The sequence below is a fragment of the Nonomuraea sp. NPDC049400 genome (assembly GCF_044466425.1).
Classification (GTDB): Bacteria; Actinomycetota; Actinomycetes; order Streptosporangiales; family Streptosporangiaceae; genus Nonomuraea.
This window is the reverse complement of the sequence record NZ_JBITMP010000057.1, coordinates 1-26,370: the sequence shown is the minus strand read 5'-3', so window position 1 is coordinate 26,370 and position 26,370 is coordinate 1. Positions and strand designations below refer to the sequence as shown.

The window sequence follows — 26,370 nt, the reverse complement described above, 5'->3', positions numbered from 1 at the left end:
TGTATTTAGCCAAATGTCCCGGAGGTCACGCGTGCCACAATTACGACCGGCCCTCCTCGCCGTCGCCTTCACTCTGGCGATCGCGACCCCTGCCCAGGCGGCAGCCGGACCCACGATCACCGTCGAGAACGGCCGTACGCAGCCGGTCTTCTCCTACGCGGACGCCGTCCGCGAGCACGTGTACGTCGAGTCGACCGTCGACAGCGACCTGGACGGCAAGCTCGACAAGGTACGGGTGGACATCATCAGGCCCAAGGAGTCCGGCCCGGGGCTCAGGGTGCCGGTGATCATCGATGAGAGCCCGTACTACGACAACTCGGGCCGCGGAAACGAGTCAGAGCGCAAAATTTATGACTCTGCCGGAAATGTCGCCAAGTTCCCGCTCTTCTACGACAACTACTTCGTGCCCCGCGGCTACGCCGTCCTCAACGTCGACATGCTCGGCACCACCAGGTCAGAGGGCTGCCCGGACATCGGCGGCAAGGCGGACGTGCTGGGCGGCAAGGCCGTCATCGACTGGCTGAACGGCCGCGCCAAGGCGGTCAAGGCGGACGGCACCCCGGCGGTGGCCGACTGGACGACCGGCAAGGCCGCCATGATCGGCAAGTCGTACGACGGCACCCTGGCCAACGCCGTCGCCGCCACCGGAGTCGACGGCCTGAAGACCATCGTCCCCATCTCGGCGATCAGTTCCTGGTACAAGTACCAGCGCTCCAACGGCGTCATCTACAACTACGACTACGCCTCCTGGCTGGCCAACTACGTCGACACCGACCCTGAGCCCAAGTGCCAGCCGGTACGCGACAAGATGGACGCCGAGGACGGCGACGACACGGGCGACTACAACCCGTTCTGGGCCGAGCGCGACTACATCAAGGGCCTGCTCGGCGACGCCTCCAAGGTCAAGGCCAGCGTCTTCGTCGTGCACACGGTCAACGACCTCAACGTCAAGCCCGACAACTTCTCGGCCTGGTGGCAGGCCCTGGCCGCCAGGAACGTGCCGCGCAAGATCTGGGTCGGCCAGACCCAGCACGTGGACCCGTTCGACTTCGAGGGCCGCAGGGCGCTCTGGGTGGACACGCTGCACCGGTGGTTCGACCACTGGCTGCACGGCGTACACAACGGGATCATGAACGACCCCCGCGCCGACGTCGAGATCGGCCCGGCGCGCTGGATCACGCAGCGCGACTGGCCGGCGCCGTACGCGCTCAAGGCGTCGCTGCGCCCGGCCGCCGACGGCTCGCTCGGGCTGAAGCCGGCCGCCAAGGACAGCACCGCGTCCTTCACCGACGTCGCCATGAGCGAGTCCGACATGGTGGCCGACGTCGGCACGGCGAACCCTGGACGGGTGGCGTTCACCACGGGCGAGCTCCCGCTCAACCTGCGCCTGTCCGGCACGCCCACCGCCGAACTGCGGGTCAAGCTGGACAAGACCACCGCCAACCTCACCGCCCTGCTCGTCGACTTCGGCGAGGACACCCGCGTCGACTGGCGCCGCGGCCAGGGCATCACCACGCTCGCCGAGGAGGACTGCCACGGCGAGAGCACCGCGATCGACGACGCCTGCTACAAGAAGGTCGTCACGAACGTGGCCACCCGCCCGCTCGAGATCGTCGCCCGCGGCTGGATCGACGTCCAGAACCGCGGCTCGCTCAGCCAGCCCACGCCGCTGCCGCCGGGCACGTACGGCACGGTCAAGTGGCTGACGCTGCCGCAGGACTACACCTTCAAGAAGGGCCACAGGATCGGTCTCGTGGTGGCGGGCACCGACTCGACCTACAGCGAGGAGGCCGGCACCGGTGCGAACGTGACCCTCGACCTGGCCGGGTCCAGCGTCGCCGTCCCGTTCGTCCTGGGCACGCCGCTGGCCGACGTGCCGAAGGACGCGGCCACGTTCCGCGGTCCCGACCGGGTCGAGCTGCCGCAGCCCGAGCCGGAGTTCTCGTTCTTCTAGCGGCCTTACGGGCCTCGGGCGGGAGCCCGGGGCCCTCACCGGCAGTAGACGACCCCGCGTTCCCTGTCGAGCATCCGCACGCCGCCCTTCCCGGCGACCGTCCACGTCACGCTCATGGTCAGGGCGCCGCGCCCGGCGGTGGTGCCGCCGGTGTCCTTGCCGTCGCCCGTGGTCCTGCCGGCCCACCGTACGGTGATCTTGCCTCGCTCCACGCTCGGCGAGCAGCCGTGCCGCGAGAGCGGCGCGCGCACCTTGAAGGTGGTTCCGGAGACGGTGATGCCGTCCGTGCCGGTGGCCGAGGTGATCTCGCAGCTTCCCGTGCACGACAGCGCGAACGTGCCGGTACGCCCGGAGCCCAGCGACACCGACGACGGCGTGAGCCTGGCCACCGGCGGCGCGGGCCTCGGCAGCGTGGCCTTCCGCGCCATGCTCGTCAGGCCGGAGCCGGCGACCGGCGCGACCTCGGCCACGTACCCCGAGGGCGGCTCCTGCAGCACGCCCGTCTGCGCGGCGGCCTTGGTGAGCGTGGCGGGATGCCGCTGGGCGTTCACGACGGCCCAGACCAGCCCCGCCACCAGCAGGCCTACGCCCACGACCAGCCCGAGTCTGGCCACGGCCCTGATCGGCGGCCCGGCCTCAGGATCGTCGTCGTCCGGCCGTTCCCGCCAGAACTCCTGCACCTGCCCGTCCCGCAGCTCGACCAGATCACCGGTCATGGTGATCCCGCCGTACCGGATGATGGCCCCCTGGCTGTGGACGCCGTTGCTCGAGCCCTTGACGGCGGCGCTGTAGACGAGCTTGTCGCCGTACGCTCCGCCGCGGAAGGCCCGCGTGCGGCTCGGCGGCGTGAACGGATGCCGCCCGCGCACGGCCGGGGCCGCGGGAGGCTCCTGGTCGGCGGCAGCCGCGCCCGCCGCCGACCAGGGCTTTCCCGATGTCGCCGTCGTGGGGCCGGCGACCGGGACTTGCGGCATGGCGTCGGCGACCGGGGGAGCCGGGGAAGGGCCGGTCTCCACCAGTGTGCGGGCCTGCACAGGGAAGCCGTCCGCCCGCCAAAGAGGCCCCTCGCCGGGCAACGGCTGCGCCAACGCCAGCCGGTTGGGAAGCGTGCCGGGCAATGTGGTGATCGGCAGGCGGCGCAGCAGCGCCGCCGCCGACACGGTCCTGGGCGCGGCCCGGCAGGTCGCGCAGGACTGGATGTGACGGCCGATCCTGGCCCTGGCCCGCCGGCCGGGCGCGGCGACCCAATCCGACACCCGCGCCGTCAGGTCGGGGCACCCGTCGTGGCCGCGCGCGGCGATGATCGCGGCGAACCACTCCTCCAGGGAGGCGGCCGCCCGGGTGACGATGGCCCGCACTTCGTCCTGGCGGAGCTCGAAGATCACGGCGAGCTCCGTGTCGGCCAGGCCGTGCCGCAGAGACAGGTCGAGCAGCTCGCGCTGCGGGCGGTCCAGGGAGAGCAGCGCCTCGGGCAGCAGCTCCGACATGCGGCCGGGGCGCGACCAGGAGCCGATGCTGGCGGGCTTGGCCACGACCGCCCGGTGCGCGCGGGCCACCGCGTACAGCCAGGGCCGGCGCAGGGCCGGGTCGACCACGCGGTCCGCGTACAGGTGCGCCGTCAGCGCCGCGCCGGCCACCGCCTGCTCGGCGTCGCCCGCGGCGAGCTCTGTGCGGCAGTAGTCGTAGAGGCGGGCTCCGTGCTTGTCGCACAGCTCGCGAATGGCCTGGCGAGCGTCGTCAGACAGGGTTCGCCACATCCGGCATCACACCTCCTCCAGTCAGTACGCGGATACGGGGGTCGTCACCTCTTCCCCGGCACGGTGTCCAGGAGCTTCCTCGGCACGGTGTCCAGGAGCGAGGCCTGAGCCAGGTAGGCGCGCGTCGCGTCCGGGTCGCCGGCGATGGCCCGCAGCCCGGCCATGGCCGCCGCCAGCCTGGCGCTGTCGTGCTCGCGCACGCCCGCGAGCCGGGTCTCACCGCGCGGGACCACCCGTTGCAGCAGCACCGAGCGCCGCCGCCAGGCCCACGCCTCCAGCGCGGCAGGCGGGGCGAAGCCGCCGATCACGGCCGCGATCACCTGGCCCACCTCGGCGGCGTCGTGGATGCCCGCGTTCATGTTGAGCCCGCCGACCGTGGAGGTCAGGTGCGCGGCGTCGCCCACGAACAGCACCCGGCCGCACCGGTACGACGTCAGCACGCCCCTGGACAGCCCGAACCGGTCGGCGCCCGTCACGTGGATCGGCCCGCTCGCCCCCGGCAGGGCCCGGCGGACCAGCAGGGACAGGTTGGGCGGCGACAGCGGCTCGTGCGTGTCACAGGGGATCTTGAAGATGATCCGCCAGTGGTCCGGCAGCCCGAGCAGGGTGCACGACTGCTGCACGTCCCGCACGTACGTCAGCGGCGCCAGGCTCGGCAGCAGCCGGTCCAGCGGCGAGTCGGTGAACACCCGCAGTGCCTGTGTCGGATAGGCGGACCTGGGGAACGGCAGCCCCAGCGAGCCGCGCACCGTGCTGTGCGCGCCGTCGGCGGCGATCATGTACCGGGCCCGCGTCCAGGTGTGGCCGACGCGGACCCGGATCCCTGTGCCGCCTTCCGCCACTCCGTCCACGCGGGTGCCGAATCGCACGTCCACGTCCGGGTAGGCACTCAGGGCGGCGAGCAGCAGCGGGGTCAGCGAGGCCTGGTCGGCGTGGATCCTGAACGGATGCCTGGTCAGGCCGTTGAGCCGGTTCATGCCCATCTCGGCCAGCACGATCCCGGACCGGTCGCGCCACTGCACGCGGTCAACGACGCGGCCCTTGGCGACGAGCTGGGAGGCCACGCCGAGGTCGTCGAGCAGGTCGAGCGTGGCCGGGTGGAACGTGCAGGCCCTGGTCTGCTTGCTGAGCTCGCTCCCGCGTTCCAGCACGGTGACCGGGATCCCGGCCCTGGCCAGGGAGAGCGCCGCGGTCAGCCCCGCGGGCCCCGCTCCCACCACGATGACGCCGTTCATGCCGCGCCTCCCATGTAGCGGCGGTGCGGCAAGCGGCCGAACGTCACGTGTTGCCCGATGGACCTGGACAGCGCCCACCAGGCAGTGCAGAGGTTGGAGGTCAGCAGGACGCGGTCGTTGCCGGCGCTGAGCGGCCCGAGCACGGGCAGCGTGGCCATGCCGGTGCCGGTGAACAGCAGCACCGCGTCCCCGGGCAGCTCCGCCAGCTCGACCTGGCTGATCAGCTCGGTCGGGGTGACCGCGTACGAGGAGTAGCCGTTCTTCGCGCGTACCTGGACGACCTGGGTGACGTTGAGCCCGGCCGTCTTCCAGAACCGCTCGGCCAGCTCCGTCAGCCACGGCTGGTACGGCGAGACCAGCACGATGTCGCCCACCTCGGCGTGCTCCATCGCCTCGCGCGTGGCCTGCGTGGCCGTGGCGAACGGCACCCCGGTCGCGGCCGTCAGCTCGGCGCACTGCTCACGGTCCTCGTCGGGGCCGAGCAGGTAGCGGGGCTCGCTGCAGGCCATGACCATCGCGCTCAGCGGCAGGCCGTCGAAGGCGTAGACCATGGAGGGCAGGGCCTCGTTGTAGCTCTCCAGCCGTTCGGCCAGGGACCCCGGCCGTACGGGGAGGCGCGTGACGTGCATGTCGGCGCGCGACCCGAGCAGGCGGGTCAGCTCGGGCTCCGCCGAGGGGTTCGCGGGCGCCACGATCACGCCCACCCTCCCGCGGCTCACTGCATACTCCGGGCGAGGACGGTGCGCATATGGGTTCTCCTCCTGTGCGGGAAGGCTGAGGGTTCAGGAAGCGCGGTGCCGCAGTGCCTGGTCGATATCGGTGATGGCCTGCACGGACACCTGCCGGATGCGGCGCAGCCGGTGCACGGTGCGCGCCGGTTCCGCCGGCGGGGGGTCGCCCTGGTCCTCGCCCCAGGACGGTGGCGGCGCGTGCCGCGCCCCGCGCGCGTGGAACTCATGTGGTTGAGACCTGCGCAGCTCATCGGTGAGCATGATCGCTCCTGTTCGTCGCGGGTTGACCACCCATCGCTTCTGGCCATCGCTCCTGGGCGGTGGAACGGCCGCGCGGCTCGGCGAGGAGCCGGCGTGGCATCGCCGGCCCCTCTTCCGCCGCGCGTTGAGATCGAGGTTCGGTCTCACGGCCCGACGCCCCGGCGACCCGCACCAGCGCCGTGGCGGCGAGCAAGACGGCGGCCAGGAGAACGGCCACCAGGACGGAGGCACGCCCGGACCCGGGCACCTTCAAGAACGGCCGGTCGATCAGCACCATGGCGCCCACCACGCCGATCGCCCCACCCAGCATCGCTCCTCCGCCCGGAGCGACGCCTCCGCCGTGGCCGGCCCCGACGAGCCCGACGCGGCGGGCGGCCACCACGGCCGCCGGAATCGCCGCGATCATGGCTGTCAGCAGCCCGGCCGTCTCCACATCAGGCGGTCCCACGGCGAGCACGGCGGACCAGGCCGTGCCGGACAGGCAGGTTGCGCCCGCCGCCGATGGGAAACCGCGTCGCCGCCGGAGCCGCGGATCGATCGCGCTCGCGTGACGCCGCCACGAGGCCGGGATCGGCCCCGCGAGCAGCACCGCGAGCACGGCCGTACGGCCCGGCGGACGCTGAGAAAGCCAGCCCCAGGCGCTACCCCTCGAGTCGGCCAGCACGCCAGCCGCTACCGCGCTGGCCGACAACACCGAGCCGAACAAGTCGGGCACGTGCCGCACGGTGCCGGGGGGACGGGGAAGCGCCGGGGCCAGCGGCAGACGCGCCGCCATCGAGGGGGCGGGCCGGCCGTACTCGGCCGGCAGCCGCCCGCCGCCTGATGGCGACGCCGGCATTCCCGCTCCATCGCACGCGCACCAGAGCACGACGCCCCAGGGCCTGCGGCCGGTGGGCGGCGCGCCGGGCGGCAGCGCGAGCGAGGCGGGGATCATCATGACGACACCGGTGCCCTTCCGGCCACGTTGGGCACGCTGACGCAGACCATGCGCTCCGTCAGCCCAACCCCTGGTGAGGACGATGTCGACGAACGAGCGCGCGCCCTGGCCGGCACCGCACCACCGGCCACCGTGCGCGCGACTTTCGAGGCGAGCGCGAGATGCTCGCCGCAGCGACGGCTCACCTTGGCCTCCAGCCCGGCCACCTGGGCCAGCCTGAGCCTCAGCGGCTCCAGCGACGACCGGCGTTCGAGGCCGTCGAGATCGGCCAGCCGGGCGGGCCAGCGCAGCGCGTCGCCGCAGCGAGCTTCCACCTCGGCCGGCAGGTCCTCGATCGGGAACCCCGCGTGACGCAGCCGGGTGGCGATCATGACGGCCATGAACGCCGTCCTGTCGAAGTCGGCCAGCCGTCCCGCCAGGGCCGCGCTCAGCATCCTGGCCCGGTGACTCAGGCAGACCGCACTCCACCCGAGCAACAGCAGCCGATCAGGTCCCGTCTCCGTGTGCCATCCGGCCAGCCGCAGCTCGCGGGCCATCCGGTGGTGGAAGCGCCACCGGTGACGAGGGCTGTCCAGCCAGACCTCCAGGCCGCCCAGCGGCAGGCTCGCGACGTGCACACCGGCTCCCACCACCGGCCCTGCCACGCGCCCGCAGATCCGCTGGACCACCTGCTCCTGGCCGGTGGAGGCCGGACCTTCCAAGAACAAGGAGTCCGTGGTCATGTCCGGTCACCTCCTCCCCGTCTGGCTGTTAAGCCTCAGTTACCAAGCGCCTCCGATACTCCGCTTATAAGTGGGACTATGTCAACTGACAGTTTGCGCATAAGTTGATACCTACTCGCGGGGCAGAGCTGGCCCGCATGGCAGGGGACAGTGGGCCTCGCGTCCCTTACGCTGGAAAAGTTCACGGGCAGTAGGAGGTGTGCCGTGGCGAACTTCGCCGAGCGGCTCGATCTCGCGCTGACCAAGCGCGGCTTCACCGGCGCCCAGGTCGCCTCCGCCCTGACGGAGGCGGGCATCCCCATCACCCGCGCCTACGTCAGCCAGCTGCGCACGGGCAAACAGACCAACCCGACGCTCCAGGTGCTCAGGGCGCTGGCCTCCTGCCTGCAGGTGAGCGTCGGCTGGCTGGTCGGCGACGACTACGTCGAGTCCGGCGCCGTCGAGGACCTCCAGTTGCGGGCGGCCGCCGTCGGGCTGGGCGCCTCAGGGCTCTCCGAGAGCTCGCTGGCCGTCCTGCGCGGCGTCGTCGAGCTCGCCCGCAAGGCCGAGGGCCTGCCCGACGAGGCCGGGTCCACGTCCTCCGACATCCCCGAGGCGGCCGCGCCGCTGAGCGGGCCGCAGCGCCGGGCGCTCGGCAAGCGGCTGCACGGCCTGCGCCTGGCCGCCGACCTCTCGACGCAGCAGGTGGAGACCGCGATCGGCAAGGGCGCCGCCGCGATCCCGGCCATCGAGGAGGGCAGGATCGCCCCGGCGCCCATCACCGTCGAGCGCCTGCTCACCCTCTACGGCGTCGCCGCGCCGCCGATCCGCGAATACGTGCTCTCGCTGGCCAGGGGCGAGCGCGAGGCCGCCTGGTACGACGCGCTGTCGGTGCCGGTCTGGCTGGCCACCGCGTACGCGCTCGAACAGCGGGCCACGGTGATCCGCACCTACCAGCCCCAGTTCGTCCCGTCGCTGCTGCAGACCGAGGAGTACGCCAGGGCCGCCGTCACCGCTGCCGGGCCGGCGACGCTCGGGCAGCAGACGGTCGACGAGGCGCTCGCCCTCGTGCTGGCCCGCCAGGAGGCCGTGGCCCGCGACGGCGGCATCGTGGTGTGGGCGGTGATCGACGAGAGTGTGCTGACGCGCTCGATCGTCGGCCCGCACGTCCAGCTCCGCCAGATCGAGCAGCTCCTCGACCACGCCAAGCGCCCCAACGTCTCGCTGCACGTGGTGCCGATGGAGGATCCCGCCTACGTGCCGCGCACCGGCCCGTTCACGCTGTGGCGCTTCGCCGAGGCGTTCGAGCCGGACATCGCGTGCGCCCACGGCATCGAGTCCGACGAGATCGTCACCGACACCGCCGCGGTGGAGGCCTACCACCAGGCGTTCACGAAGCTGTCGGTGACGACGACCACGCGCGAGGAGACCTTCGAGGTCCTCAATTTCCATCGCGAGCGGCTTTCGCGTTCACTCGGAAAGTGATCTCTTTCCCGAATGAGTGATCGTTATTCTCGTTAGAAGGTTAGCCAGATATACCGAAAACTGATGGCTTTTCCGGTTGTCATCTGCTCCTGAACGAGGATCATATGTTCTGGGTCATCGAGTGTGGGGTCCGAAAGGATCAGCTTTTCCCGAGATAGTGGGCGAGGGGAAAGGGGCAACACTCAATGCGTCAGCGTGCCATCCGAAACCTGGCGAAGCTGGAGATGACCCAAGCAAGGATCACCCGGGTTCTCGACGCCGCCGCGGGTGGAAAGAACAATTTCGTAGCGGACAGAGATGCGATGCGCCGCTACGACCAGGCCGCTCCCATCGTGACGACGGCCGCGCGGGCCGTGCTGCAATATTTATGCCGCGTGGTACGTCACCTGGCGACGGAAGGCGTGGACCAGTTCGTGATCGTCGGGAGTGGCGTGCCCAGCGGCCTGCCGGCGGGCAGACAGTTGCACGACGTCGCCCGTGACGCCCTGGGCGTCGTGGTCCCTCGTGTGGTCTACGTGGAGAACGACCCGATGGTGCTGGCCGGAGCACGGGCGACCATCGAGCCCGTCACCGATCTCGTACGCGTCGTAGAGGGCGATGTGCGCGAGATCGACGACATCCTCGATGACCGGGTCATGCAGACGTTCCTCGACTGGGACCGGCCCATGGCCGTGCTGCTGCTGTCGACCCACAGCCTGAACGACGACGAGTACTTCCACTACGTGATCAAGCGGATCCGGCAGGCGGTGCCGGAAAGAAGCTACCTGTCGCTGCTGCAGACCACGTTCGACGCGATTCCACCGGAGCTGCTGCCGGCCATTCACAACCTGCTGGCGATGACGCTGCCCGGTCACGCGATTCGTACGAGAGAGGAGGTTGCGGCGTTGCTCGAGGGTCTGGTGCTGGTGGATCCGGGGCTGGTGTGGGTTCCGGAATGGCGGCCGAACGGTCTCGACACCGCCTGCCTCGATCAGCCGAGCTCCTCGGGAAGTTACGGCGCCGTGGCGCGCATCCCATGAGTCCCCTCAAGGGACCGTGCCCCTGACGGTGGGACGGGCACTCTGTCACCGCCGCGGGGTGCGGCCCTGCGGAGGATCGGGTGTGGGGTCAGTCCCACCAGAAGGACCAGGCGTGTCCGCCGATGATCTGCTCGGCGTAGCCCTCCAGATCGCCGGGCCCCTGGACGATGTTGTCGGGGCAGAACGTCCAGTGCTCCGCGGCCACCTGTAACGCGTGCTCAGGATCGACAGGTGGCGCGGCCACGCTCAGGTCCAGGGTGTTGAACCCGACGCTCACCACCCGCGCCCCGAACCGGTCCTCCCAGCTGCGCACCACGGCCGCCATGGGCACCATCCACTCGTTGTGGTGCAGCGCGCCCTGCCAGCCCATCACGGCCAGCGCGTCGGCGCCCCTGGGGGCGGCGACCAGACCGAGCGGCATGCCCTTGGGGGCCAGCTCGCGCGCGAGCCAGTCGGCGACCGCCCCGGGATCGGCCTTGAGCACGCCCGGCGGGGCGGGACCGGGACAGATCGCCCCGTACGGCTCCAGCTCGGCCAGCGCGCCCTGCGGCATCTGGGTCACCCACTCCTCCCACACCTCGGTCATGAACCCCTCGGCGGTGAAGTGGTCGATCTGGCGTGGATCGTCCGGCACGACCTGCCCGACCCCCCAGGGCTGCGCCGACTCGTCCAGCAGCACCGGCCACAGGCCGCTGTGCGGGTGCCACTCGCGCATCCGCACCCAGTCCTCGCCGGTCGCCGCCTCCTCGCTCATCCAGAACGCCGGCCTGGCCGCCTCGCCCTGCCCGGTGTAGCCGGGATCCGGCCAGACCGCCTCCCCCGGCGGCAGCCCAGCGGGCAGCCTGCGCCCTCTGCCGCCGTCGGCGAACAGCCGGCCCAGCTCGAGTGGCAGCCGGTGATCGTTCATGCCCTACCGTTCCGATACCGAATCCTGTCTCGGAGATGGTAGTGCCGCCGGTCGCCCCGGCACCTTTGGTGGCGCGCGAAAAGCAGATCACTGCCACAATGAGGGGCTGTGATCCCCTTTGACGCGGTTCTGTCTGACCTCGATGGAGTCCTCCGCCACTTCGACCACGCCGCCCAGGCCGACATCGAGGCGCGCTACGGCCTTCCGCTGATGAAGACGGCCCTCGACCCCGAGCTGATCATGCCTCCCACGCTCGGCCAGGTCACCGAGGAGCAGTGGTTCGAGTCCATCGTGGCCGCGCTGGGCGGCGACGAGCGGGCCCGCAAGGCCGTCGAGGAGTTCGCACAGGTGCGCTACTGGGTGGACGAGGAGGTCAGGGCGCTGCTGGCCAGGGCGCAGCAGCACGTGCCGGTGGTCATCGTGACCAACGCCATGGACCGGCTGGAGGAGCAGCTCGACCTGCTGGGGCTCACGCACTTCGCGGACGACGTGGTCAGCAGCGCCAGGGTGGGCGTGGCCAAGCCCGATCGACGGATCTACGAGATCGCGGCGGAGCGCGCCGGGGTCGCGCCCGAGCGCTGCCTGTTCGTGGACGACCGGCTGCAGAACGTGGAGGGGGCCAGGGCGCTCGGCATGACGGGCGTGCACTACCGGACGTACCAGGACCTGGCGGCCGTCCTGGGTTAGCCGGACTGGCTGGCCATGTCGAAGAAGGCCCGCTCCAGCTCGACCGCGCGGCGGAACACGCCGAGCACCTCCGCACGGCGCCGCTCGTCCAGCTCCGCGCCCAGGCGGTCCAGCTCGCCGCGCAGGAAGGCCACCCAGGCGCGGAACTCCGCGCCCTCGTGCAGCTCGATCCACTCGCGGTACACGAAGCTCTCAGGAAGCGGCTCCTCGGCCCGCGACGCCCACCCCAGGTAGCACCACTCGGCCACGCACAGCACGGCCGCGATCAGCAGGTAGTCCTGCGCCGTCCGCACCTCGTCCATGAGCCCTCTGAACGCCGCCGTCACGGGCTCCAGCGGCATCTCGGTCCGCCCGCCCAGCTCGGCCAGCGCCCGGTGGAAGTACGTCTTCTCCTCGGTGGTGGCCACCTGCCCGAGGAACTTCCCGTACGGCACCCGCGCCTCGAACGTGTCGGCGCTCGCCACGGCCGCCCCGAGCAGGGCCGTGAACGAGTCCACGAACTGGAAGTCCTGCTCCAAATAGCGCCGCATGTCCTCGTCGGCCGCCGTGCCCGTCGTGATCGCCATGGCGAACGGGTGTGTCACCACGGCCGTCCACTCGGGTTCGCACTGCTGCCTGAGCCACTCGCTGAAGGTCCCTTCGCTCACGCTCTTGACCGTACCGAAGAAGGACCCCCTCGCCTCCGGATCGGGGTGGTTTCCGGCGCGGCTCGCGCAGACCGCGCCGGAAACGCCTGTGTGACCGCCGCCCCCAGCCTCGGATCGGCGAGCTGCGCACCTCGCCAGGCTGGGGGCGACGGCGAGCGAGCGCCGGTCAGTACCCGCCGTACGGGTTCTGGGAGGACGACGGGCTGGCAGGCGCGCTCGACTTGTGGCCCGACGGGTGATTCGTCGGGGTGCTCGACGGCGTGCCGGTGGACGTCGGCTTGGTGCCCTGCGGGGCGATGATGCCGATCAGACCGTGCTTGGTGCCGTCGATGCCGGCGGAGAACCACAGGGAGTTCTCGCCGCCGGTGGTGGCGGTGCCGGGCTCCAGGTCCCAGAGGCCGGGCAGCACGACCGTCTTGCCGTCGGCGTTGCGGAGCGCGCCCAGGTGGCGCGAGCGCTTGTACGCGTGCACGGTGCCGTCGCCGAAGTTGCCGACCAGCAGCGCGCCGGCGTACTGGCCCCAGCCCTTCGGCGCGGCGGTCAGGCCCCAGGGGGCGTTCAGCCCGACCCTGGAGATGCGGCCGGTGACGCGCCCGCCGGCGTTGAAACGGCTGACGAAGCCCTTGCCGGCGCCGAAGACGGGCTTGCCGGTGGACTGGTCACGCAGGGCGTAGGACACCCAGATGCTGCCGTTGACGACCGCCACGTTGTAGGCCTTGTACGTCGAGGGGACCCCAGGGTCCCTGAACTGCCAGCTCTTCAGGCGGATGCGCTGGAAGTCCTCGTCGAAGGCGTGGATGCGCCCGCTCGCGAAGTCGGCGGCCAGCAGGAAGGCGCCGTCGTCGGTCTCGACGAGCTCCAGCCCCTTGTAGTCGGCGCCGCGCGTGAAAGCCGCGATGATCGCGTTGGCCGGGTCGACCTCCGCGTTCCAGCCGCTGATGGCGCCGCTCGGGCTGGAGAAGATGAACGAGGCGGGCTTGCCCTTGACGGTGAAGCCCTCGCCTGGGTTGAACACCTGGCCCGTCGGGGCTCCGCCCGGAATGGCCACCTCGGTCTGCTCCTTCTTGCCCGTGCCGGAGTAGACGGTGGCACTGCCGGTGCCGGTGTTCGAGACCCACAGAGTCTTGCCCATGGCCAGGCCCCACGGGTTGACGACCTTGGGGTCGGTGACAGGGGCTTTGCCCTTGACGTCCGACACAAGGTTGATGACGTCGAAACGGTTCCTGGTGGTGGCGTGTGCGGGAGTGGTGAGAGTCGCTCCCAGAACGACCGCAACAGCGCAGAGTGTGATGATGCGTGGCCGCATCCGTTGCCTCCTAGTTAGCGCTTGTGACGCGAGATACGCGGAGGCGTGTGAGGGGGTTCACCCGGTTCCGGAAATATCAGGACGGGAGTTTTTCGTGTCCTGAAGGGGAGAGGGGATTGACATGAACGTGATGGGCATCGACATCGGCGGCTCGGGAATCAAGGGAGCGCCCGTCGACACCGAGGCAGGCGCGCTGGTCAAGGACCGTTTGCGCATTCCCACGCCGCAGCCGTCCAAGCCGGATGAGGTCGCTGAGGCGGTGGCGTCAATTGTCAAGCATTTCGGCTGGAACGGTCCCGTCGGGGTCACGTTCCCCGGTGTGGTCAAGGACGGTGTCGTGCTGACTGCCGCCAATGTGGACCACTCGTGGATCGGGGTCGACGCGGCCGGGCTCTTCGGCGGGGCGACGGTGCTGAACGACGCCGACGCGGCCGGCGTGGCCGAGATGACCTTCGGGCGCGGACGGGGGGAGCGGGGCACCGTGCTGGTGCTGACGTTCGGCACAGGGATCGGGAGCGCGCTGTTCACCGACGGGACGCTTGTGCGCAACACCGAGCTCGGGCACCTGGAGCTGCACGGCAAGGTCGCCGAGCACCGGGCCGCGGCTCGGGTGCGCGAGGAGCACGACATGAGCTGGGAGAAGTGGGCCGAGCGGGTGGAGGAATACCTCAAGCACGTCGAGATGCTGTTCTCGCCGTCGTTGATCGTGATCGGCGGGGGAGCGAGCAAGAAGGCGGACAGGTTCCTGCCGCACATCACGCTCGACACGCCTGTGGTGCCCGCCGCGCTCCAGAACGAGGCGGGCATCATCGGGGCGGCTCTCGCGGCCGCCGGTGGCTCGTAGGGCGCGACCCGGTCAATATTGGGATGCGCGCCACGCCACGGTCGGGCAGCATGGGCGGTTGGCTCCGGGGAAGCCGGGCTCAAATATCCTGAAAGCAGTATGGGAACGCCTTCCTTGTCCTCTCCACTGGCCGAGCTCCATTCCCGCCTGCCCGAGCTCATGCCGCGCGACCAGCGGCGGCTGCGGCGCAGGCTCGACGGCATGCGCCGAGTGCGCTCCCGTGACACCCGAGACAAGATCGTCGCGGAGATCCTCGCCGACGTCGAGCGGGCCGAGCAGCGGCTGGTCCGGCGCCGCGAAGCCGTGCCGGTGGTGACATATCCGGAAAACCTGCCGGTCTCCCAGCGCAGGGACGACATCCTGGAGGCCATCCGCGACCACCAGGTCGTGATCATCGCGGGTGAGACGGGCTCCGGCAAGACCACCCAGATCCCCAAGATCTGCCTGGAGCTGGGCCGCGGCGTGCGCGGGCTCATCGGCCACACCCAGCCCCGCCGCATCGCCGCCCGCACAGTCGCCGAGCGCATAGCCGAGGAGCTCGGCACCGGCCTCGGCGAGGTGGTCGGCTACAAGGTCCGCTTCACCGACCAGGCGAGCGACCGCACGCTGGTCAAGCTGATGACCGACGGCATCCTGCTGGCCGAGCTGCAGAACGACCGCATGCTCGACCAGTACGACACGCTGATCATCGACGAGGCCCACGAGCGCAGCCTCAACATCGACTTCATCCTCGGCTACCTCAGACAGCTCCTGCCCAAGCGGCCCGACCTCAAGGTCGTCATCACCAGCGCCACGATCGACCCCGAGCGGTTCTCGCGCCACTTCGACGACGCGCCGATCATCGAGGTCTCCGGGCGCACCTACCCGGTCGAGGTGCGCTACCGGCCGCTCGAGGAGGACGACGACCAGACCCAGGGCATCGTGAACGCCTGCAAGGAGCTGGTCGGGGAGGGCCAGGGCGACATCCTCGTCTTCCTGTCGGGCGAGCGGGAGATCCGCGACGCCGCCGACGCGCTCGCCAAGGCCGAGTTCCGCAACACCGAGATCCTCCCGCTCTACGCCCGCCTGAGCGCCGCCGAGCAGCACCGCGTCTTCCAGGGCCACACCGGCCGCCGCATCGTGCTGGCCACCAACGTGGCGGAGACGTCGCTCACGGTCCCCGGCATCAAATACGTCGTGGACCCCGGCTTCGCGCGCATCTCCCGCTACAGCCACCGCACCAAGGTGCAGCGCCTGCCGATCGAGCCCATCTCGCAGGCCAGCGCCAACCAGCGCAAGGGCCGCTCGGGCCGCACCTCCGACGGCATCTGCATCAGGCTCTACGAGGAGGAGGACTTCCTCAACCGGCCGGAGTTCACCGACCCCGAGATCCTGCGCACCAACCTGGCCTCGGTCATCCTGCAGATGACCTCGATCGGGCTGGGCGACATCGAGGCGTTCCCGTTCGTGGAGCCGCCGGACCGCCGCCAGGTGAAGGACGGCGTCAACCTGCTGCACGAGCTGGGCGCGTTCGACGCCCACGGCAAGCTGACCGGCATCGGCCGCAAGCTGGCCGGCCTGCCCGTCGACCCGCGCCTGGGCCGCATGGTGCTGGAGGCCGAGAAGAACGGGTGCCTGCGCGAGGTCATGGTGATCGCCGCGGCCCTGTCCATCCAGGACCCGCGCGAGCGCCCGTCCGACAAACAGCAGCAGGCCGACGAGAAGCACCGGCGTTTCGCCGACCCCGAGTCCGACTTCATGGCCTACCTCAACCTGTGGAACTACCTGCGCGACAAGCAGAAGGAGCTGTCGTCCAGCGCGTTCAGGAGGCTGTGCAAGGCGGAGTTCCTCAACTACCTGCGGGTCCGCGAGTGGCAGGACATCTACAGCCAGCTCCGCCAGTCGCTCGGCGCCCAGCCCAACAGCCAGCCCGCGCAGCCGTACCACGTGCACGTGTCCCTGCTGGTCGGGCTGCTGTCGCACATCGGCGTCAAGGACGTCGTGGACAAGCAGCAGCGCGGGCAGGACGGCCGCAGGCCGATCCAGGAATATCTCGGCGCCCGCAACGCCCGCTTCGCCGTCTTCCCCGGCTCCGCCCTGGCCAAGAAGCAGCCGCAGTGGGTCATGTCGGCCGAGCTGGTCGAGACCTCCCGGCTCTGGGCGCGGGTCAACGCCAAGATCGAGCCCGACTGGGTCGAGCCGCTCGCCCAGCACCTGGTCAAACGCGCCTACTCCGAGCCGCACTGGGAGAAGAACCAGGGCGCGGTGATCGCCCTGGAGAAGGTCACCCTGTACGGGGTGCCGCTGGTGGTCGGCCGCAAGGTCAACTACGGCCGCATCGACCCCGACCTGTCGCGCGAGCTGTTCATCAGGCACGCGCTGGTCGAGGGCGACTGGGACACCCACCACCGCTTCCTCAAGGACAACCGCAGGCTGCTCGAAGAGGTCGAGGAGCTGGAGAACCGGGCACGCCGCCGCGACATCCTGGTGGACGACGAGGCGCTGTTCGACTTCTACGACCAGCGGGTGCCCGCCGACGTGGTCTCGGCCCGTCACTTCGACTCCTGGTGGAAGAAGGCCAGGCAGGAGACGCCCGACCTGCTCACGTTCTCGCCGGAGATGCTGGTCAACGAGGGCGCCGACGTCAGCACCCGCGACTACCCCGACACGTGGAAGCAGCTCGGCCAGCGGATGAAGCTGACCTACCAGTTCGAGCCGGGTGCGGACGCCGACGGCGTGACCGTCCACGTGCCGCTCCAGGTGCTCAACCAGGTCAGCTCCGACGGCTTCGACTGGCAGATCCCCGGCCTGCGCGAGGAGCTGATCACCGCGCTGATCCGCTCCCTGCCGAAGGCCCTGCGCCGCAACTTCGTCCCCGCCCCCAACTACGCCAAGCAGGTGCTCGCGGGGGTCAAGCAGGGCGGCGAGCCGCTGCTGGCGGCGGTGGAGCGGGAGCTGCTGCGGCTCACCGGCGTACGCGTGCCGCGCGAGGCCTGGCAGCTCGACCAGGTGCCCGACCACCTGCGTATCACGTACCGGGTGATCGACGACCGCAAGCGCACGGTGGCCGAGGACAAGGACCTCGACGCGCTGAAACGCCGCCTCGCCCCGCGCCTGCGGCAGACGCTCTCGCAGGCCGGTGACGACCTGGAGCAGACGGGCCTGCACACGTGGAGCTTCGGGACGCTGCCCAAGGTGTTCGAGCAGGGCCGGATGAAGGGCTACCCGGCGCTGGTGGACGCGGGCGACTCCGTCTCGGTCAAGATCTTCGAGACGGCGGCCGAGCAGCGCCGCTCCCACTGGCCCGGCGTGCGCCGCCTGCTCCTCCTCAATGTCACCAACCCGGCCAAGTCCCTGCTCGGCGGCCTGTCCAACCAGGCCAAGCTGGCGCTGTCACGCAGCCCGCACGGCGGGGCGGTGGCGCTGTTCGACGACGTGGTGAACGCGGCGGTGGACAAGCTGATGCTCGACGTCGGGGGCCCGGCGTGGGACCCGGTGGCCTTCGACCGCCTCTACCAGCACGTACGGGCGCACCTCTACGACACCGCGGCCGACGTGCTGTCGAAGGTGGAGCAGATCCTGAGCGTCTGGCATGCGGCAGGTGGCCGGCTCGACGCCCTGCGGGCGGGCGCGTCCACGGACGACATCCGCGACCAGCTCGGCAAGCTCGTCTACCCGGGCTTCGTCACGGCCACGGGCTACCGGCGCCTTTCCGACCTTCTGCGATATATCCGGGCGATCGACCGCCGCCTCACCAAGCTCCCTGAGGAGCCCTGGCGCGACCAGGAGTGGATGGACCGGGTGCACAAGGTCGAGGACGACTATCACGACCTGCTGCAGAAGCTCCCCCCGGCGCGGAGGGGGGATGCGGACGTGGTGGAGATCCGGTGGATGATCGAGGAGCTGCGGGTGAGCTTCTTCGCCCAGACGCTGGGCACTCCTACGCCGGTGTCGGAGAAGCGCATCGCCAAGGCGATGGAGAAGCTCACACCTTGAAGATCGAGGTGTCGAGTTCGAAGTCGATGGGCGCCGGCAGCTTGATCGGCGTGCCGATGAGCGTCGTGTTCCGCACCTGGTAGGCGCCGTTCTTGATCTCGCTGAACACGGTCACGGCCGGCTCGTCGGCGATCGGATCGATCAGCAGGTAGACCGGCACCCGGCCCAGGGCGTAGAGGCGCACCTTCTCCTTGTAGTCGATGTCCACACTGCTGGGCGAGACCACCTCGGCGGCCATGAGCACCCCAGAGGACTGCAACTCCCACTTCCCCCAGCGGGGGCAGTCGGAGGGAGCCAGGACGTAGTCTGGTTCCAGAGAGTCTCGAGGCCCCTCGATGCAGATGCTTGGGCCGCCTGGGGAGCCGCGCCATCCTCGCTCCCTCCGCAGCGGAAGGAGAGCATCGTGCAGGTCGGCGGCCAGCCAGGTGTGCTCGGGGTTGCCCATCGGGCTCATCAGGAACTTCCCTTCGATGACCTCAACCCGGAAGCCGGGGAGGGGGGGTAGGACATCGAACATCTCGCGAGCGGTCTGCGGTAGACGCGGAAAGCTCGCGTAGGTGGATTCCGTCTGGTGCTTCTCTTCCATCATGGCGACCATGGAATCTTTCCCTTCGTATTCGAACGGACACGCTAAGTATTCCATCCCGCGCACGCCCGCGCCACACGAATCGGCCGCCCTCGTGGGACGGCTGGCTCGCGTACCTCTCACGCCGGGACGGCCGCCACGTCGCGCTCGTAGAAGCGGTGCCCGGCCACCGCCGTCGCGAACTTCTCTGCGATGCCGTCCCCCATCACCACCCCCACGTCGTTGGGCAGTCGTGCGGCCTCGAGGAGCTCGCGCCCGGACCCCACCGCGCCGATGGCCTTGCCGTGCTTGAACGCCTCCTTGACGAAGAACTGCGCCCGCCCCACGGGCGCCAGCGCGGCGCCGTCCGCGGCCACGACCGCGTCGTAGAGGACCGAGTTGGCCGCGCTGAGCTGGCGGTCCACCGGGATGCCTGCCACGCTGCCCTCCGCCGGGGCGATCACCTCGCAGATGGCGCCCTTGCCCTCCAGGGACTCGCGCAGGGCCGTCACCTCGCCGGCGTCCGTCCCGTCCGCCATGAGGATGGCGATCTTGCGGGTGGCGACGCTCTGCGGCTGGCCGGTCATGCTGAGCGCGGGTGAGGCGTTCGAGTGCACCTGGGCCATCGGCGGCTCCGGAAGGCCCAGCCCGTCCGCCACCCGCGATGCCAGGTCCGGGTGGATCTGGCCGAGGTGCCGGACCATGGCCTCCTTGATGTGCGGGCGCTCCACATGTCCCAGCTCGAACAGGAACGCGGCCGCGATGTGCTGCTTCTCCCAGTCGGCCATGCTGTTCCAGAACAGGGTGGCCTGGCTGTAGTGGTCGACGAAGCTGGGGCTGCGCTTGCGGATCTTGGCCCCGTCCACCCGCTCCTGGTAGTGCCGGTAGCCGTCAGCCGCCGCAGGGTGGCCGCCGCTGATGGAGTTCGGCGCGTAGCTCGTGCGCGACTCGTGGATCAGGTGCTGGTGGAAGCCGTCGCGCTGATCGTTGCGCACCTCGTTCACCGGCCGGTTGATCGGGATCTGCGGGAAGTTCGGCCCGCCCAGGCGCAGGAGCTGGGTGTCGAGGTACGAGAAGTTCCTGGCCTGCAGCAGCGGGTCGTTGGAGAAGTCGATGCCGGGCACGACGTTGGCGGTGTGGAAGGCCACCTGCTCGGTCTCGGCGAAGAAGTTGTGCGGGTTGCGGTTGAGCGTCATCTTGCCGATGGGCCGCAGCGGCACCTGCTCCTCAGGGATGATCTTCGTGGGATCGAGCAGGTCGAAGTCGAAGTCGTGCTCCCGCGACTCCGGCACGAGCTGCACGCACAGCTCGTACTCGGGATAGGCGCCGCGCTCGATCGCCTCCCACAGGTCCCGGCGGTTGAAGTCGGGGTCGTTGCCCTGGATGCGCAGCACCTCGTCCCACACCAGCGAGTACGTCCCCAGCACCGGCCGCCAGTGCCACTTGACGAACGTCCCCTGCCCCGCGGCGTTCACCAGCCGGAACGTGTGCACCCCGAACCCCTGCATCATCCGGAAGCTGCGCGGGATCGCCCGGTCGGACATCAGCCACATGACCATGTGCAGCGACTCCGGCTGCAGCTGGATGAAGTCCCAGAACGTGTCGTGCGCCGACTGCGCCTGCGGGATCTCGTTGTGCGGCTCCGGCTTGACCGCGTGCACGAAGTCGGGGAACTTGATGCCGTCCTGGATGAAGAAGACCGGGAAGTTGTTGCCGACGAGGTCGAAGTTCCCCTGCGAGGTGTAGAACTTCGTGGCGAACCCGCGCACGTCCCGCACGGTGTCGGCCGAGCCGCGCGAGCCCGCCACGGTCGAGAAGCGCACGAACGTCGGCGTCGGCTTCGACGTGTCGTTCAGGAAGGCCGCCGCGGTCAGGTCGCCGAGCGGCTCGTAGAGCTGGAAGATCCCGTACGCGCCGGCGCCCCTGGCGTGCACCACGCGCTCGGGGATGCGCTCGTGGTCGAATCGGGTGAGCTTCTCGCGGAAGTGGAAGTCCTCCATGAGCGTCGGCCCGCGCTCGCCCGCCCGCAGCGAGTCGTCCGTGTGGTCGACCCCGATGCCCTGGTCAGTGGTCATGTTGACGTCGTCGACCGGGACGCGGTGGGCGTCGAGCTGGCGGTCCTTCGCGTCGCGCTTCGATGGCATGGAAAAATCCCCCTGATAGCAATTTGCTGGGCTTTACACCAGTGCCCATGCGGGCGGGTTGAAACGGGGGGATCGATGATCAAGGCCGTGGTGTTCGACGTCGGGGAGACGTTGATCAGCGAGGACCGGATCTGGGCGCGCTGGGCCGACCGGCTGGGCGTGAGCGGGTTCGTGCTGATGGGCGCGCTCGGCGGGATGGCCGCGCTCGATCGCCCCCACGACGATGCCTTCGAGCTCGTACGCCCCGGCTTCGACCTCCTCGCGGAGGAGGCCGCATGGGAACGCGACGACCCCGACGGCCTGCGCAACCGCTTCGACGCCGACGATCTCTACCCCGACGTGCGCGACGCGCTGGCGGCCATCCGCAAGGCCGGGTACCAGGTGATCATCGCGGGAAACCAGCCGAAACGGGCGTATGACGCGCTGGTCGCCATGGATCTGCCCGCCGACTCCGTGCACACCTCCGAGGGATGGGGCGTGTCCAAGCCGGCCCCCGGTTTCTTCGCCAAGGTCGCGGCGGTGGCGGGGCGGGAGCCCGGCGAGATCCTCTACGTCGGCGACCGGCTGGACAACGACGTGCTGCCCGCCGCCGCGGCGGGCATGCGCACCGCGCTGCTCCGCCGCGGACCGTGGGGCTACCTGCACGCCGAGCGCACGCAGGCGGCGGCCGCCGACGCGGTCGTCGACGACCTGCACGCGCTGCTGCCCGTGCTCGAACGCCTCGCGTGACGCGCCGGCGCGCCTGACACGGTGCTGGGACGCCTCGTGTGAGGCGCGGGCGTGACTGATGCCCGCGCCGGGACGTCTCACGGGAGATTCTCGTCGGGGTCGATGCGGACGGCACGCTCTTCCGCAGACAGGTCGTTGCCGTCGTCGTCGCCCCAGTCCAAGCCGAGTTCCTCGCCCTCGGTGTCGGGCTCCAGTCCCTCGTCCGGCTGCGTCAGCCGGTGCTTGGGCCGGGGCTCGTGGAGCCGGTCCTTGGCCTCCCGGCGCAGGCGTTCGTCGAGCGTGTCTCTGTGCTGGGGGTCGTCCTCGACGACTTCATGGTAGAAGCCGAGGTCGTCGGTCCACTCCTCGACCTCGATCTCCTGTTCGTCGCTGAGGCCGAACCGGTCCGGAGGTTTTTCGGTCATACGCGCCCTCTACCCAGCGAGCAGCCCGAAATCCTCCTATTTGGCGTGCCGTAGGGCGTCGGCCAACTCCTTCTTGCCCATGTGGGACCGGCCGGGAATGTCGGCCTTCTTGGCCTTCTCGTACAGCTCAGCCTTGGTGACCCCCTCGCGCGAGCCGACCGGGGCCGCCTGCTTGGGGACGCCGAGCGCCTTCAGCTCCTCCGCCCTGCGCTCCTTGAACGCCTTGCCGAGCTCCACCAGCCCCTTCTCGCCGACCGACTTCGCCAGGGCGGGCAGGATCCTGCTCTCTTCTTCCTCGACGTGGCGCGTGACGGACTTGATCAGCTTGTCGAGCGTCTTGCGGAACTCCGGCGTGCCGGGCTGGGCCCGTACGAGCGCGTCGAGCAGGATCTCGGCCTCTTTGTGCTCCTCGACGCTGTGGTGGGCGTCGATGCCCGGGTAGACCCGGTCCTCCTCGGCCCGCGCGTGTGCGATCAGCAGGGCGTGCAACTCCGCCACGGTGGCAGACGGGTCGCCTTCCTGCTTCTTGAGCCGCTGGAAGAGGCTCTCCACGGTCCGGTGGTCACTGGTGATCAGAGTGATGACGTCGGTTGCCATGGTGGCCACCGCTACCCAGGTGGGCGGTGTCCAATCGGGGTCACTCCAGCTCGCGGATCCTCTCCCGGGCCGCCCTTCAGCTCCTGGCGCAGCGCGACGAGCTCCCGCTCGAGCTCGAGGATGCGGCGGATGGCGATGAGCGTCATGCCCTCGTCGGCCATCCGCGTGACGTGCTGGACGATCATGATGTCGCGCCGGGAGCAGCGCCGCCGGCCGCCGCTGGAACGGCTCGGGCTGATGACGTCGTGCTGGTCGAGCCGCCGCAGGTAGGCCTGCTGGACCTGCACCTGTCAGGCGTTCTCCAGGCGCGGGCGCAGCCGTACGGCCTGCATGAAGGTGCGGCCGGACAGTCTGGCCAGCCCGACGGCCGCAAGCAGCGCGGCCGCCACGCAGGACACGCCGCCGATCTCCAGTGCGACCCGCGGCCCGAGCGCGTCGCTGAGCCAGCCGAGCAGCGGCCCGCCGAGCGCGCCCGATCCCGCGCTGACGATGGACAGCGCCGCGATGACCCGGCCGCGCATGTGCTCGGGGCTGTCGAGCTGCGCACGCGCCGAGACGGTGGTGTCGAGCGCCACCGCGCCGGCCGCGATCGGCAGCAGCACGGCCCCGAACATCCACAGCTCCGGCATCAGCCCGCTCACCGCCTGCGCCACTCCGATCACGAACGCCGTGACCAGGAGCAGCCGGATCGTCAGCTGGGGCCTGGCGGCGGCCAGGAAGCCGCCGAGCACGGTGCCGACGGCGAAGATCGTGGACAGCAGGCCGTACCCGCCGGCGCCCGACTCCAGCGGGCCGGCGCTCATGGCGGCCATGGTGACCTGGTAGTTGCGCCCCACGCTGCCCGACACGAACCAGAGCGCCAGCACGACCAGCAGCCATGGTGTACGCAGCACGTACCCCAGACCTTCGCGCACGGAGCCGCGCTGCCGCTCGGCGGGGGCGAGCTGGTGGAACTGCTCGCGCCGCATGGCCAGCACCGCCGCGATCACCACGAAGAAGCTCGCGGTGTTGATCACGAACAGTCCCTCGTTCCCGGTGAACGGCAGGAGCACGCCCGCCAGGCTCATGCCCAGGATGCGGCCCGCGGAGCTGAGGATGGAGCCGAGCGCCATGGCGTTCGGCAGGTCGGCGGGCGGCACCACCTCGGCGCCGAACCGCCCGAGCGCGGGCCCGCCCAGCGCCGTGATCACGCCGCCGGCCAGCGCCACGCCGTAGATCGGCAGGACCGACTCCACGCCGCTCGCCGTGATCAACGCCAGCACGGCGGCGAGCGCGGCCTGCGCGAGCTGCGCCACGATCACGACGGGCCGGCTCGGCAGCCGGTCGGCCAGCGCGCCGCCCCACATGCCCAGCAGCAGTGTCGGCAGCGCCTGCATGACGAGGCTCAGCCCGACGCTGGTCGCCGAGCCCGTCAGCGTCAGGATGAGCCAGTTGACGCCCAGCACCTGCATCCAGGTGCCGGTCACGGAGACGAGGTCAGCTCCCGCCCAGAGCCGGTAGTTGTGGTGCCGCAGAGCCCTGAACGTGGAGGAGGAGAAAGACAAAACGGGTCCTAGCCTTGGAGATTCACCGGGGGGTCAAACACGGTGATCTCAGAGGCGGATTCCGGTCTGGCCGGAATGTGAGACAAGACACGTCTAATTGAGGTTTAAACAAGCTCGAGCGGTTCGTCCCGGCTCACCAGTGCCGCGTAGTGGCCGCCGCGCGCCATCAGCTCGTCGTGGGTGCCGCGCTCGACGATCTTCCCGCCGTCGAGCACGACGATCTGGTCCGCGTCGCGGACGGTGGACAGGCGGTGCGCGATCATGATGGTGGTACGGCCCTGCGCCAGGTTGTCGAGCGCCTCCTGCACGGCCCGTTCTGTCTGGGTGTCCAGCGCGCTGGTGGCCTCGTCGAGGACCAGCACCGGAGGGTTGCGCAGCAGCGTGCGCGCGATGGCCAGGCGCTGCTTCTCGCCACCTGAGAACCGGTAGCCGCGCTCGCCCACCAGAGTGTCGTAGCCGTCGGGCAGCGAGGCGATGTGGTCGTGGATGCGCGCGGCTCGCGCCGCCGCCGCCAGCTCCTCGTCCGTGGCCGACGGCCTGGCGAAGCGCAGGTTGTCGGCGATCGAGGCGTGGAACAGGTACGTCTCCTGCGACACCACGCCGACCGCCTCGCTCAGCGTCTCGAACGTCAGCCCCCGCACGTCCACCCCGTCGATCGTGACCCGGCCGCCGGTGACGTCGTAGAGCCTGGGCAGCAGGTAGCTGAGCGTGGTCTTGCCCGAGCCGGTCTCGCCCACGATGGCCAGGCTGGTGCCCGCGGGGACCGTGATGTCCACGCCGGTGAGCGTGGGGGTCTCGCCGTACGAGAAGTCGACGCCCTCGAAGCGGACCTCGCCGCGGACGTCGCGCAGCTCCCGCGTGCCCGGGTGGATGTCGACCGGCAGGTCCAGATACTCGAAGATGCGCGCGAACAGCGCCAGCGAGCTCTGCGCGTCCACGCCCAGCCGCAGCAGCGAGACCATCGGCCGGAACAGGCTGGTCTGCAACGTCGTGAACGCCACCAGCGTGCCGACCGAGATCGCGCCGGTGTGGCCGACGGCCCAGTAGATCAGCGCAGGCATCGCGGCCATGACGAGCTGGATCGACGACTGCTTCCAGCGGCCTGACATGCTCACCCGCACGCCGACGTCGGCCAGCTCGTCGGAGGCCCGCCCGAACTGCTCGGCCAGCTCGGCTGAGCGGCCCATGGTGCGGCCCAGCAGGATGCCGCTGATCGACAGCGACTCCTGGACCATGGACGCGATGCCGGCCAGCTTGCGCTGCTGCTCGGCCTGGATGCGCTTGCGCTCCTGGCCGACGTTGCGGCTGATCCACACGAACACCGGCATCAGCAGCAGCGAGATCAACGTCAGCCGCCATTCGAGCGCGACCATGGCGACGACGGTGGCGATCACGGTGGTGAGGTTGGAGACGAGGGAGGCGGCGGTCGTGGTGAGGACCGACTGCATGCCGCCGATGTCGTTGGCGATGCGCGACTGCACCTCGCCGGTCCTGGTGCGGGTGAAGAACGCCAGCGACATGCGCTGCAGGTGACCGTAGACGGCCAGCCGCAGGTCGTGCATCACCCGCTGGCCCACCGTGGTGGAGATCAGCGTCTGCAGCACGTCGAACACGTTGGTGGTGACCGCCACCGCGATCATGCCCAGGGCCAGCAGCGTGAGCAGGGCCGCGTCCCTGGCCGGGATCGCCGCGTCCAGCACCTCGCGCAGCAGGAACGGCGAGGCCAGCGCCACCAGCGACGACAACAGGATGAGGACGCCCACCAGGGCCAGGCGGCCGCGGTAGGGGCGGAACAGCTTGATGATGCGCCCGATCGGGGCGCGTGGTTCCTCCGCCAAGTGGCGCCTCCTAATCAGTGTTAGCGAGTCGCCTTGCGGCAGACTCGGTGGTTGGTAGCCGTCCGGCAGGTGAGCACTTGCGCGTCCTGGACTTCGAGTCCTG

Annotated in this window: 23 protein-coding genes; 7 read left to right on the top strand and 16 right to left on the bottom strand. The window is 70.2% G+C overall.

Annotation, left to right across the window (positions count from 1 at the left end):
* The first annotated feature begins 31 nt into the window (after positions 1-31).
* A complete protein-coding gene (locus tag ACIBVN_RS50230; protein WP_397148221.1) occupies positions 32-1,954 on the top strand; it encodes a Xaa-Pro dipeptidyl-peptidase in 1,923 nt (640 codons plus the stop codon).
* Between the two features lie 35 nt (positions 1,955-1,989).
* On the opposite strand, the gene ACIBVN_RS50225 is transcribed toward ACIBVN_RS50230, so the two are convergent.
* The 6 genes from ACIBVN_RS50225 to ACIBVN_RS50200 form a co-directional block, all read right to left on the bottom strand.
* Positions 1,990-3,711 carry an RNA polymerase sigma factor gene (locus tag ACIBVN_RS50225; protein ID WP_397148219.1) on the bottom strand — a complete coding sequence of 574 codons (1,722 nt, stop codon included), beginning with the start codon at positions 3,709-3,711 and terminating at the stop codon, positions 1,990-1,992.
* Between the two features lie 44 nt (positions 3,712-3,755).
* Positions 3,756-4,946: an FAD-dependent oxidoreductase gene (locus ACIBVN_RS50220; RefSeq protein WP_397148217.1), complete on the bottom strand. Its 1,191-nt coding sequence runs from the start codon at positions 4,944-4,946 to the stop codon at positions 3,756-3,758.
* Complete coding sequence (locus ACIBVN_RS50215; protein WP_397148215.1) at positions 4,943-5,665, bottom strand: hypothetical protein; 723 nt, start codon at positions 5,663-5,665, stop codon at positions 4,943-4,945. The genes ACIBVN_RS50220 and ACIBVN_RS50215 overlap by 4 nt, the downstream gene beginning before the upstream one ends.
* A 63-nt stretch (positions 5,666-5,728) precedes the next feature.
* On the bottom strand, positions 5,729-5,938 hold the full coding sequence (locus ACIBVN_RS50210; RefSeq protein ID WP_349457725.1) for a hypothetical protein: 210 nt from the start codon (positions 5,936-5,938) through the stop codon (positions 5,729-5,731).
* Positions 5,925-6,875, bottom strand: a complete 951-nt coding sequence (locus tag ACIBVN_RS50205) for a hypothetical protein (protein ID WP_397148213.1) — start codon at positions 6,873-6,875, stop codon at positions 5,925-5,927. Before ACIBVN_RS50205 ends, ACIBVN_RS50210 begins: the two co-directional genes overlap by 14 nt.
* Entirely contained in the window at positions 6,872-7,597 is a 726-nt protein-coding gene (locus tag ACIBVN_RS50200) for a hypothetical protein (RefSeq protein WP_397148211.1), read from the bottom strand. The genes ACIBVN_RS50205 and ACIBVN_RS50200 overlap by 4 nt, the downstream gene beginning before the upstream one ends.
* Before the next feature lie 204 nt (positions 7,598-7,801).
* Between ACIBVN_RS50200 and ACIBVN_RS50195 the strand changes: the two genes are divergently transcribed.
* Positions 7,802-9,061, top strand: a complete 1,260-nt coding sequence (locus ACIBVN_RS50195) for a Scr1 family TA system antitoxin-like transcriptional regulator (RefSeq protein ID WP_397148209.1) — start codon at positions 7,802-7,804, stop codon at positions 9,059-9,061.
* A 185-nt stretch (positions 9,062-9,246) separates the two neighbouring features.
* Positions 9,247-10,080 carry an SAM-dependent methyltransferase gene (locus ACIBVN_RS50190; RefSeq protein ID WP_397148207.1) on the top strand — a complete coding sequence of 278 codons (834 nt, stop codon included), beginning with the start codon at positions 9,247-9,249 and terminating at the stop codon, positions 10,078-10,080.
* A gap of 88 nt (positions 10,081-10,168) precedes the next feature.
* Here the strand turns inward: ACIBVN_RS50190 and ACIBVN_RS50185 are convergent, their stop codons facing one another.
* The gene (locus ACIBVN_RS50185) at positions 10,169-10,987 is read right to left on the bottom strand and encodes a DUF4253 domain-containing protein (RefSeq protein WP_397148205.1); all 819 of its coding nucleotides are present in this window, start codon (positions 10,985-10,987) and stop codon (positions 10,169-10,171) included.
* 108 nt (positions 10,988-11,095) lie between these two features.
* Between ACIBVN_RS50185 and ACIBVN_RS50180 the strand changes: the two genes are divergently transcribed.
* Positions 11,096-11,674, top strand: coding sequence for an HAD family hydrolase (locus tag ACIBVN_RS50180; protein ID WP_397148203.1), 579 nt, complete (start codon positions 11,096-11,098; stop codon positions 11,672-11,674).
* Here the strand turns inward: ACIBVN_RS50180 and ACIBVN_RS50175 are convergent.
* Complete coding sequence (locus ACIBVN_RS50175; RefSeq protein WP_397148201.1) at positions 11,671-12,321, bottom strand: TenA family protein; 651 nt, start codon at positions 12,319-12,321, stop codon at positions 11,671-11,673. The two genes, ACIBVN_RS50180 and ACIBVN_RS50175, sit on opposite strands and share 4 nt — an antisense overlap.
* Before the next feature lie 166 nt (positions 12,322-12,487).
* The gene (locus ACIBVN_RS50170; protein WP_397148199.1) at positions 12,488-13,627 is read right to left on the bottom strand and encodes a TIGR03118 family protein; all 1,140 of its coding nucleotides are present in this window, start codon (positions 13,625-13,627) and stop codon (positions 12,488-12,490) included.
* A 121-nt stretch (positions 13,628-13,748) separates the two neighbouring features.
* Here ACIBVN_RS50170 and ppgK point away from each other — a divergent pair, with 121 nt between their 5' ends.
* Together ppgK and hrpA are read left to right on the top strand one after the other, a co-directional pair.
* Positions 13,749-14,471 (top strand): polyphosphate--glucose phosphotransferase, encoded by a 723-nt coding sequence (ppgK, locus tag ACIBVN_RS50165; RefSeq protein ID WP_397148197.1) that lies wholly within the window; start codon positions 13,749-13,751, stop codon positions 14,469-14,471.
* Positions 14,472-14,570: 99 nt separating this feature from the next.
* On the top strand, positions 14,571-18,446 hold the full coding sequence (gene hrpA / locus ACIBVN_RS50160; protein ID WP_397148195.1) for an ATP-dependent RNA helicase HrpA: 3,876 nt from the start codon (positions 14,571-14,573) through the stop codon (positions 18,444-18,446).
* On the opposite strand, the gene ACIBVN_RS50155 is transcribed toward hrpA, so the two are convergent.
* Positions 18,436-19,035: a Uma2 family endonuclease gene (locus ACIBVN_RS50155; RefSeq protein WP_397148193.1), complete on the bottom strand. Its 600-nt coding sequence runs from the start codon at positions 19,033-19,035 to the stop codon at positions 18,436-18,438. The two genes, hrpA and ACIBVN_RS50155, sit on opposite strands and share 11 nt — an antisense overlap.
* A gap of 116 nt (positions 19,036-19,151) precedes the next feature.
* A complete protein-coding gene (locus ACIBVN_RS50150) occupies positions 19,152-21,155 on the bottom strand; it encodes a catalase (protein WP_397148191.1) in 2,004 nt (667 codons plus the stop codon).
* Between the two features lie 75 nt (positions 21,156-21,230).
* On the opposite strand from ACIBVN_RS50150, the gene ACIBVN_RS50145 reads away from it, so the two are divergent.
* Positions 21,231-21,884, top strand: coding sequence for an HAD family hydrolase (locus ACIBVN_RS50145; RefSeq protein WP_397148189.1), 654 nt, complete (start codon positions 21,231-21,233; stop codon positions 21,882-21,884).
* A 77-nt stretch (positions 21,885-21,961) separates the two neighbouring features.
* On the opposite strand, the gene ACIBVN_RS50140 is transcribed toward ACIBVN_RS50145, so the two are convergent.
* The 5 genes from ACIBVN_RS50140 to ACIBVN_RS50120 all read right to left on the bottom strand — a co-directional run bounded on the left by ACIBVN_RS50140 (position 21,962) and on the right by ACIBVN_RS50120 (position 26,267).
* On the bottom strand, positions 21,962-22,288 hold the full coding sequence (locus tag ACIBVN_RS50140) for a DUF5709 domain-containing protein (RefSeq protein ID WP_397148187.1): 327 nt from the start codon (positions 22,286-22,288) through the stop codon (positions 21,962-21,964).
* Positions 22,289-22,324: 36 nt separating this feature from the next.
* On the bottom strand, positions 22,325-22,885 hold the full coding sequence (locus tag ACIBVN_RS50135) for a hemerythrin domain-containing protein (protein WP_397148185.1): 561 nt from the start codon (positions 22,883-22,885) through the stop codon (positions 22,325-22,327).
* An 11-nt stretch (positions 22,886-22,896) separates the two neighbouring features.
* Entirely contained in the window at positions 22,897-23,172 is a 276-nt protein-coding gene (locus ACIBVN_RS50130; protein WP_397148183.1) for a MerR family transcriptional regulator, read from the bottom strand.
* Between the two features lie 3 nt (positions 23,173-23,175).
* Positions 23,176-24,429, bottom strand: coding sequence for an MFS transporter (locus tag ACIBVN_RS50125; RefSeq protein WP_397148181.1), 1,254 nt, complete (start codon positions 24,427-24,429; stop codon positions 23,176-23,178).
* A gap of 104 nt (positions 24,430-24,533) precedes the next feature.
* Positions 24,534-26,267, bottom strand: coding sequence for an ABC transporter ATP-binding protein (locus tag ACIBVN_RS50120; RefSeq protein WP_397148179.1), 1,734 nt, complete (start codon positions 26,265-26,267; stop codon positions 24,534-24,536).
* Between the last annotated feature and the right edge of the window lie 103 nt (positions 26,268-26,370).